The organism is Acidovorax sp. (genome assembly GCF_027492855.1).
Lineage (GTDB): Bacteria > Pseudomonadota > Gammaproteobacteria > Burkholderiales > Burkholderiaceae_C > Acidovorax.
In genome coordinates this window covers 19,453-28,220 of sequence record NZ_JAPUDY010000011.1, presented here as the reverse complement: position 1 = coordinate 28,220, position 8,768 = coordinate 19,453, and the positions used below count along the sequence as shown (strand labels likewise).

Sequence of the window (8,768 nt, the reverse complement as noted above, 5' to 3'; positions counted from 1 at the left end):
TGGCTCATGCCGTACACGCAGACCATGATGCCCCACTGCAGCTTGGCATTGCGCTCCAGAAAGCGCTGCGGGTCGTTGGCCAGTGCGCTCACCACGGGCAGCGCCAGGAACACATAGACGGGGATGAACACCGTGAACAGGTCGAAGTGTTTGCTGCCCACGATCCAGAACTGCAGCGGCAGCACCACAAAAAACGCCAGCACCAGGCTGCGGTGGTCGCCCCGCCGCGTGGGCGAAAGCGTGATGAACTCGCGCAGCGCAAAAAACGCCACGATGGCAAACAGCACCGTGGCCACGGTGTCGCCCAGCACCCAGCCAATCCAGAACACGGTGGCCATCATCCACGAGGTCTGCAGCAGCCCCCCAAAGCGCTTGGCCTCCATCGCGCGCACTTCCGAATCGGGGTCGTCGCCCGCATGCTCGCGCAGATTGCGCACAAAGGCCCACACGGTCACGATGGACAGGATGCCGAACACGACCAGGAACAAGGCCCCGATCTGCTGGGTGGCGGTGAGGTTGCGAAGAAAGGAGTTCATGCTCAAACTTCCCTCAGTGCGATGACGGCGCGCCGGGCGCGGTCGAGGAACGGGCGGCGTTCTTCACCCGGCTCTAACTGAACGGGGGCGCCAAAGGTCACCGAGCACAGGATAGGCACGGGCACCACTTCACCCTTGGGCATCACGCGCTGCACGTTGTTGATCCAGGCGGGCACCAGCACCACCTGCGGAAACATCTGCGCCAGCTTGAACAGGCCCGACTTGAACGGCTGCGGCTCGTCGCCATGGCCGCGCGTGCCCTCGGGGAAGATCACGATCGAGTCGCCGCTCTCCAGCGCACGCACCAGCGGCGCCAGCGGATCGGATTCGGGCAGGGCGGCGCGCAGTTCCTCGGGGCTGGGTGTGCGCGGCGGGGCCTCGGGCGATGGGTCGGGGCCGCCAGCCGCGGCGGTATCGGCCTCGGCCACCGCAGTGGCCATGGTGTTGTCGGGCGCGCCTTCGGGGGCCGGGGGGCGTGCGGGTGTGGCCTGGCGGTCTACATAGACGGCGTTGAACACCGCCGTGGTGATCCACTGCCGAAACGGCGTCTTGGTCCAGTAATCCTTGGCCGCGATGGGCCGCGTGATGCTGCGCAGCTCCTCGGGCAGCGCGGCCCAGATCAGCACCATGTCGGCATGGCTCTGGTGGTTGGCGAAATAGATGCGCTGCTCCGCCTTGGGCGGGCAGCCATACCAGCGGGCCTGGGAACCGGTGAGAAACCGCACGACCCCCAGCAGGAGAAGACTCATCAACTTGGCAAGCATGGCGCGGATCATACGGGGCGCACGCGCTTTGCATCACCTGTGCGCGCCACACTTGCTCCGGGCAGGTGGTATCGAGGCGTGGCGCGCTAAAAAAGGAACTCTGCACGGCGATCTGTTACTCAGTTGTCACTGGATTCACCCAGTAGGAGCAGAACCATGAACCACACACCCGACGCAGCCCACGTCGACCTCAGCACCCCGGACGGCATTGCCGATGCCTTCGTCAACCACGGGGTCACCCTGGCCTCGATCAAGGGGATATCCGATGACGACCTGGAGGCGCTCTACGCCGTGGCCTACGGCCATCTGGCCGAAGGCCGCGCCCAGGACGCCGTGGAAGACCTGCTCCTGCTGGTGACACATGATTCCTGGGAGCCGCGATTTCAGTTCGCCTATGCGCTGGCCTTGCAAATGCTGGGGCAGCACGAGGCCGCCGCGCAACACTACGCGCAGGCGCTGCTGATGGACGCTACCAATGCGGGCTGCATCCTGCGCCTTGGCGAATGTTTGGAGGCGATGGGCAACGCCCAGGAGGCCGAAGAGGCGTTTCGCGCCTGCATCCAGCTGAGCTACCTCAGCCCCGAGCACCACCTGGTGCGCGCCCATGCGCAAGCACGCTTGGCCAGCCTGACGGGAGGTGCAGCATGAGCTCCCCCATCGGCGTTGGAATGGGCCGGATGGCCAGTCTGCAAGGCACTACCGGGATCGAACCTCGCCCTCAAGCCGCCCGCGCGGCAGAGGCATCGCTGGAGGCCCCGGTCTCTCTCACACTCCCCCCGCCGCCGCGCAGCGAAGTTTCTGCAGGGCAGGCTGACCGCGTGCGAACGGTCGCCCAGGAGCCCGCCCGGGCCGGGGTCGCGCCTTCGCGGGCCGATGTCGCCCAAGGCAAGCTGAAGGCGGCGGGCGGCAAGTTGCTGGAAGCCCGGCAAGCCGGTGTGGATGTGGCCAAGACCTCTTTCTGGAAGAAGGCCCTGGGTGTGGCCCTCTCGGGCGTCGCCGTGGGTGTGGCCGTGGGCCTCACCACAATTTCCTTCGGCGGTGCCACGCCTTTGCTGGCGCTGGCCTGCGTGAATTTTGCGGTGTCCACCGGAGACGCGATGTGCGCCTATCGCAACATGCGCAATACCGAGGCGATTGCGGAGTTCAGGACGCCTCCGTATGAAAAACTACCCATGGGCAACAGCATCGTGGGCAACATGACTCACGGCGTTTTGACGCGGCTGGGTGTCAGTGCGGAAAACGCCACCGTGGCCGCCAAGGTGACTGGCGGCGTGGTGACCCTGGGGCTTGTCGTGGCTTCCCTGGCGGTGGGCGCGGGCCTGTCGGATATGCCCATGGCTTACGATGTGGCCGGTAAAGCGGCATCGCTCATTGGCACCGGGGTGGCAGTGGCATCCACCGTGGTCAGCCTGATGACGGATGCCGGTGACCGCGAAGAGCTTCAAGAGAGCCTTGATGAGATCCGAAAGGACGTTGTGTCGCGGCAAGAGCCTGAGAGCGGGCGCACTGAACTGGATGCGGACGGCCAGATGGTGGCGGCAGCGATCCTGCGCTCCATGGACGGCCAAGATACGGCGACAGCGCTGCATGGCGACGCGCTCAACGATGCTGCCCGGGTGAAGGAGGCTGTGTCGGGCGCTTCCGGTGTCCTCAAGGGGGCCGCGACGGCCGTGTCGGTCGTGGAGGTTCTGAACATGGTCAGGGCCTGAGCGCTGTACGCGGCCGCCCGTAGACGCGGTGCCGGGCGTGCCTGCGGGGGGCGGTGCGGGGTGATGGCGGCCGCTGTCGGTTTTGGGGCATAAGAGATATTTGCAAATCAGCCGCAAAGCTGTCTGTCACACAGTAAATTGGGCGTATCAAGGCAGCGCCCTTCTGGGCATTGTTGTGTAGGAGCCATTTCAGTAAATTTTCTGTTTCCATCCAAGCAGTTCGTTATGAATCAACAGCGCCCCATTTCGACTGATGAAAGCGTGTATCTAGGTAGAGTATTCCTTACCATGGGCGCTCAGGTAAGTTCAGGGCTGGCGACATTTGCGGGCTGGATGCTGATCGGGTTCGCTGCAATCCTCGGAACCTTACTCGCCAACCTCGACAAGGCTGCGAAGTATCTTGCCCCGAATACTTTGAGCACCTTCGCTGAGTTGTTCGCTGCTGCTGTGTTCCTGCATTTGGTGCAGCGGTATTCCGCAGCCGTCGTCGCATCGAGTGCAGCTGCGGGGAAAGAAGTAGAGCTGCATCCTGTCCCTGCCGACATGCAGATGGCGGTATTGCTTGACAGTATGGAGCAAGCAGTTCTTTGGCCTACCAAGTGGCTTGTACGTCGTTCCAATCGAAAGATCCTGGCTGGGGATATTGCGGCGGGTGGTCGTCTTATCTTGGTCCTGGCGCAGGTTGAGGCTTGGCTTGTATTGGGGCAACTGCTCATTGCCTTCTACGCCGCGTGGGTCCTTGCGGGTGCATTGCGTGGCTAACCTGTCAACCAGTGCGGGCGTCCTTCCGGCTTGTCTTTATCGCCTACTGTCAGCCGGTCATTTCCAATCTTGAGAACCGCTTCTTGCCCTACCGCCGGGTACTCCTGAGCGATGACAGATGCGATATTCCTGGTGCTCGTACTTGTTGCCAGGTAGCCTTGCGCTTCAACGCTCTCGGCGGCAAGGTTTCCTTGTCGTCCATCATGGCAACTCCGCACTCCCCATCCGCCCCAGAATCGTCCGCGTCCGCCCCGCCAGATACGCTGACCCCGGCGTCTTCTCAAACCGCTTGGGCGCGGGCAGCATCACGGCCAGGCGGGCGGCCTCGGTGGTGCTGAGGCGGTTGGCGCTTTTGCCAAAGTAGTGCTGGGCTGCGGCCTCGGCGCCGAACACGCCTTCGCCCCATTCCACGTTGTTGAGGTAGATCTCCAGGATGCGCTGTTTGGAGAGCAGTTTCTCCAGCGCCAGCGTGAGCACAAACTCCTGGCCCTTGCGCAGCAGGGTGCGCTCGCCCGACAGCAGCAGGTTCTTGGCCAGTTGCTGGGTGATGGTGGAGCCGCCCCGGATCTTGGCTGCACGCACGGGGCGGTCGGGGGCGCGGGCCTGGGCTTTGTTCGCCTGGGCTTCGGCCTTGGCATTGCGCTCCCAGGCTTTTTCGATGGCATTCCAGTCCACGCCGTCGTGGTTGACGAAGCCATCGTCTTCCGATGCGACCACGGCGCGCTTGAGGTGGTCGGAGATGCTGGCATAGGGCACCCATTGCTGGCGCCAGGGGATGCGGCCTTTGGTGGAGAGCAGAGCCCAGGCTTCTGAGCGCTGAAAGGTGGTGGACTCGGGGTTGAGCACCGCCATGGTGGCGATGCGCAGCACGAAGAACAGCTGCAGCGCCACCAGGGCGAGCAGCACGAGGCCCAGCCAGCGCAGCACGGCTTTCATGGCGGCGTGTCTCCTGGTGTGTGGTGTTGCTTGTGAGCGGGCATGCACCTACCAGAACCGTTCACGCTGAGCTGGTCGAAGCGCCGCGCGAGGCTTCGACAAGCCTGTCCTGAGCCTGTCGAAGGGCTCAGCCCGAACGGTGCTGCAAGTTCATGCCGACTCATGGTTCAGGTGGCCTGCTGCATTTCAGCCAGCACCTGGGCCGATGGCGGGCGCACGCCGCGCCACAGCAAAAAGGCCTCGGCGGCCTGTTCCACCAGCATGCCCAGGCCGTCGCGCGGCGTGGCGCCGTGGGCACGGACCCAGTCCAGAAAACCCTGGGCGGCGGGGCCGTACATCATGTCGTAGGCCAGGCTGCCGGGGCGCAGCACGGTGGCGGGCACGGGCACACCGGCGCCCGCCAGGCTGCTGGCCGTGGCGTTGATGATGATGTCGAAATTGGCCGCTACCGCTTGTGGTTCAAGCGCTACCAGCTCTGCTTTTTGTAGCGCCGCAAGTGCGCTGTGTGACTGCACCAGCGCTTGTGCCTTGGCCAGGGTGCGGTTGGCCACGGTGATGTGGCGGGCACCCGCCAGCAGCAGCGGGCCGAGCACGCCTGCGGCGGCCCCGCCTGCGCCCACCAGCAGCACGTCGCGCCCGGCCAGCGGCACGCCCGCGTTGCGCGTGATGTCGGCCACCAGGCCCAGGCCGTCGGTGTTGTCGGCATACAGGCTGCCGTCGGGGCGAAAGGTGAGGGTGTTGGCGGCGCCCGCCAGTTGCACACGTTCGCTGCATTCGGTAGCGAGGCCAGGCACCTCGGTTTTGAACGGCACCGTGACGTTGCAGCCGCGCCCGCCCTGGGCCGCAAAGTCGCGCACGCCCTGGGCAAAACCGTCCATGGGCACCAGGCGGCGTTCGTAGGCTATGGGCTCGCCCGTGAGTTCGGCAAAGCGGGCGTGGATGGCGGGCGAGCGGCTGTGGGCCACGGGGTTGCCCATCACGCAGTACAAGTCGGGGTTTTTGCTCATGGGAGAAAGCCTGTGCGGATGGCCCCAGGGAGGGGCGCGTCGAGAATTACCGGACGCTTGTTTCGAGGGTCTGGTCGCGCGTGAACTTGAAGCGCGCCACCATGGCGATCTGGTCGGCTTTTTTGCGCATGTCAGGGCCAAAGCTGCCAAAGGGGCCTGCGGCGCGGGCAATGGCCTCGGCGCGCCGGTCCAGCGTGGCGTTGCCCGAGCCTTGCACCACCTCGGTGTCGATCACGCGGCCGTCGTGGTTCACGGTGACGATCATGGTCAGCTCGCCATAGAGCTTGCGGCCCGCCTGCTCGGGGAAGTTCTCGGTGCCTTTGTCTTCCACCTTGCGGCGCAGCGTGTCGTAGTAGACGGCGTAGGCTTCCTCGCGGGTGGCGGGGCTGACGTAGCGCTTTTTGGGGCGCGAGTTTTCTTCGTTGATGCGTTTTTCGATCTCGGCCAGCAGTTTGACGAGCTGGCGGCGTTTTTCCTGCTCGCTGACCTGTTCGGCGCTTTGGCTGGGTTTGCGCGGGTCGGGCTCGGGCATGGTGGCCAGTTGCTTGCGCAACTGGGCCAGCATTTGGGCCTGCTGTTCCTGCATCGCGTCCATCTTGCGCTGCGCGTCTTCGTAGTCGTTGCCAATGGCCGTGAGCGCCGAGTAGGGCAGGGGGCTGGTGGCACGGCCCTTTTCGACATCGCCGCCGCCCGCCAGGTTGGCCTGAGCAATCGCCTGGGCTTTGTCGGGGCGCTCGTTCGACTTGGCGTTGACCAGGATGACCTCGAGCGGCGTGTCCTGGAACACGCGGTTGAAGCCCTCGGGGTCGATAAAACGCACCGAGATGAGCGCCGCGTGCACGGCCACCGAGACGCCCAGCGCCAGTTGCAGCGTGCTGAAGGTGCGGAGGAAGGCGGGGAATTTCATCGCCGGCAATTATCAGGGGGTGGCGGCTGCGGCGTCGGCTGGTGCCTCGTTCACGTCCACCGCGATGGCGATGGGGCCTGCCACGGCGTCGTCATCGCCTTCGTCATCTGCCGGGCCGTCGTCGCTGGCATCCGCCGGGTCGTCCAGGCGCTCGATCACGGTGCCGTGGATGTCCAGGGTGATCTCGTCTACCTCGCCCAGTTTGACTTTCAGGCGCGCGCCGCGCGGCAGGTTCTGCGCGCCCAGCACGGGGAAGACCAGCGGAATATCGTCCGCCCGCACCAAAAAGCTGCCGCCGGGGCCTTCCTTGAAGACGGTGGCGTTCAGCTCGGTGATGCCGTTCTGCTCTACGTACTTGAGCGTCCAGAAGCGCTCCATGCCCCCCTGGTAGCCGTTGTAGGCGCTGTAGGCGGCGTCAAAGCTGCTGATGATGGAGAACAGGTCCGCATCCTTGGGCTTGAAGGGCGCGGCCAGCGCGGCGGTTTTGCCGTGGCGCGCGCAGGCAATGATCTGCCACTGGTTCACCAGGTCGGTGTAGCGGCGCAGGGGCGAGGTGGCCCACGAATAGGCTTTGACGCCAATGCCCGCGTGCGGCAGCGCCTTGGTGCCCATGCGCACCTTCACGCCCGGTGCCATGCTGGCCTGGCTGCGGTAGATGCCGGGCACACCCAGCTCGGCCATCCAACTGCCCCAGGTGCTGTTGGCGACGATCATGGCCTCGGCCACGATCAAATCGAGCGGCGCACCGCGCTGGCGTACGCTGATCTGCACCTGCTCGTCGCCCGTGGGCTCGGCGCCGTTGTTGCCGACCAGGCGGAAGTTGTAGTCCGGCCGGTTGAAGTTCTCGGGCTTGCCACGCACCACCTCGCGGCGGGCTTTCAGGTCTTTGGCAAGGCGATATAAAAATGATAGCTGCTCGCGCATGTCGGACAAGCGCTGGGGGTCGTTTTGATGCTCAAACGCTGGGTCGGTGAGCCAGGCCTCTGTCACCACGCTGTCGAGCTGGTCGTGGCGCAGGTTGGCGGCCACGTGCACGCGCTCGAGCTTGGTCTCGGAGCTTTTGAACTCCAGCGTGGCTTCGTCGATGGTGACGTACAGCGACACGGCCGGGTTGGCGCGGCCCTCGTCCAGCGTGTAGGTCTGCACCACATCGTCGGGCAGCATGGTGATCTTGTAGCCCGGCATGTACACGGTGGACAGGCGCGCCCGGCCCAACTGGTCGATGGCGCTGCCCGGCTGGATGGCCAGGCCCGGCGCGGCGATGTGAATGCCCAGCACCACGGTGCCCGTGCCCAGGCCCTGCACCGACAGCGCATCGTCGATTTCAGTGGTTTGTGAATCGTCGATGGAATACGCCTGCGCGGGCGACAGCGGCAGCTCGTCGGCAATGACCGGCGCAGTGACGGACGGAAAGCCCGTGCCTTTGGGGAAGTTCTCGAACAAAAAGCGCTTCCAGTGGAACTGGTAGCTGGAATCGATGGCCCCGGCCTTTTGCAGCAGATCGAGCGGCGCGGTGTGTGTGGCGCGGCTGGCCTCGACCACGGCCTTGTACTCGGGCGCGTTCTTGTCGGGCTTGAACAAAATCTTGTAGAGCTGGTCGCGGATGGGCTGCGGGCATTCGCCTTTGCCCAGGGCGGCGGCCCACTCATCGATCTGCGCGAGGACGGCTTTTTTCTTCTCGATGGCTGCCAGCGCCTGCTGCAGGATCTCGGCCGACGCCTTCTTGAACCGGCCCTTGCCAGCGCGGCGGAAATAGTGCGGCGCGTCGTACAGGCGAAACAGCGCGCCCGCCTGCTGGGCCAGGGTGGCGTTCTCCGAGAAATAGTCGCGCGCCAGGTCGGCAAAGCCGAACTCGTCTTCGGGCGCGAATTCCCAGGCCAGGTCCAGCTCAATGGTCTCGGCCACGGCCTGGGCCTGGGCAACGAGCTCGGCGGGCGCGGGTTTTTCGAACTTCAGCAGGATGTGGGCGGCCTTGACCTTGACCCGCTTGCCCGAGTCCAGCTCCACCTGGGCCGAGGTGTCGGCTTCCGACAGGATACGTCCGGCCATGAATTTGCCGGCTTCTTCAAACAGTGCATGCATGGCGGGGATTGTCCCATGGGCTTGCACCGGCCCGAGGCTCGTGCTGGCCTGCCCCCTATGATGCG

The 8,768-nt window shown here is 65.0% G+C and carries 9 protein-coding genes; 3 read left to right on the top strand and 6 right to left on the bottom strand.

Going from position 1 to position 8,768, the window contains the following annotated elements:
* The coding region (locus tag Q0105_RS02930; protein ID WP_298208580.1) for a phosphatidate cytidylyltransferase at window positions 1-536 on the bottom strand (536 nt) is incomplete at its 3' end.
* A gap of 2 nt (window positions 537-538) precedes the next feature.
* Window positions 539-1,300: a lysophospholipid acyltransferase family protein gene (locus tag Q0105_RS02925; RefSeq protein WP_298208578.1), complete on the bottom strand. Its 762-nt coding sequence runs from the start codon at window positions 1,298-1,300 to the stop codon at window positions 539-541.
* 156 nt (window positions 1,301-1,456) lie between these two features.
* On the opposite strand from Q0105_RS02925, the gene Q0105_RS02920 reads away from it, so the two are divergent.
* The 3 genes from Q0105_RS02920 to Q0105_RS02910 all read left to right on the top strand — a co-directional run bounded on the left by Q0105_RS02920 (window position 1,457) and on the right by Q0105_RS02910 (window position 3,771).
* Window positions 1,457-1,948 (top strand): tetratricopeptide repeat protein, encoded by a 492-nt coding sequence (locus Q0105_RS02920; RefSeq protein WP_298208576.1) that lies wholly within the window; start codon window positions 1,457-1,459, stop codon window positions 1,946-1,948.
* The gene (locus Q0105_RS02915; RefSeq protein WP_298208574.1) at window positions 1,945-3,009 is read left to right on the top strand and encodes a hypothetical protein; all 1,065 of its coding nucleotides are present in this window, start codon (window positions 1,945-1,947) and stop codon (window positions 3,007-3,009) included. Before Q0105_RS02920 ends, Q0105_RS02915 begins: the two co-directional genes overlap by 4 nt.
* Before the next feature lie 225 nt (window positions 3,010-3,234).
* A complete protein-coding gene (locus Q0105_RS02910) occupies window positions 3,235-3,771 on the top strand; it encodes a hypothetical protein (RefSeq protein WP_298208572.1) in 537 nt (178 codons plus the stop codon).
* A 201-nt stretch (window positions 3,772-3,972) separates the two neighbouring features.
* Here Q0105_RS02910 and mtgA read toward each other — a convergent pair whose 3' ends face one another.
* The 4 genes from mtgA to Q0105_RS02890 form a co-directional block, all read right to left on the bottom strand.
* Window positions 3,973-4,707: a monofunctional biosynthetic peptidoglycan transglycosylase gene (gene mtgA, locus Q0105_RS02905; RefSeq protein WP_298208571.1), complete on the bottom strand. Its 735-nt coding sequence runs from the start codon at window positions 4,705-4,707 to the stop codon at window positions 3,973-3,975.
* A gap of 167 nt (window positions 4,708-4,874) precedes the next feature.
* Complete coding sequence (gene aroE, locus Q0105_RS02900) at window positions 4,875-5,714, bottom strand: shikimate dehydrogenase (RefSeq protein WP_298208569.1); 840 nt, start codon at window positions 5,712-5,714, stop codon at window positions 4,875-4,877.
* A 46-nt stretch (window positions 5,715-5,760) separates the two neighbouring features.
* Window positions 5,761-6,621, bottom strand: a complete 861-nt coding sequence (locus Q0105_RS02895) for a TonB family protein (protein ID WP_298208567.1) — start codon at window positions 6,619-6,621, stop codon at window positions 5,761-5,763.
* 12 nt (window positions 6,622-6,633) lie between these two features.
* Window positions 6,634-8,703, bottom strand: a complete 2,070-nt coding sequence (locus Q0105_RS02890) for an RNB domain-containing ribonuclease (RefSeq protein ID WP_298208565.1) — start codon at window positions 8,701-8,703, stop codon at window positions 6,634-6,636.
* Window positions 8,704-8,768: the final 65 nt, after the last annotated feature.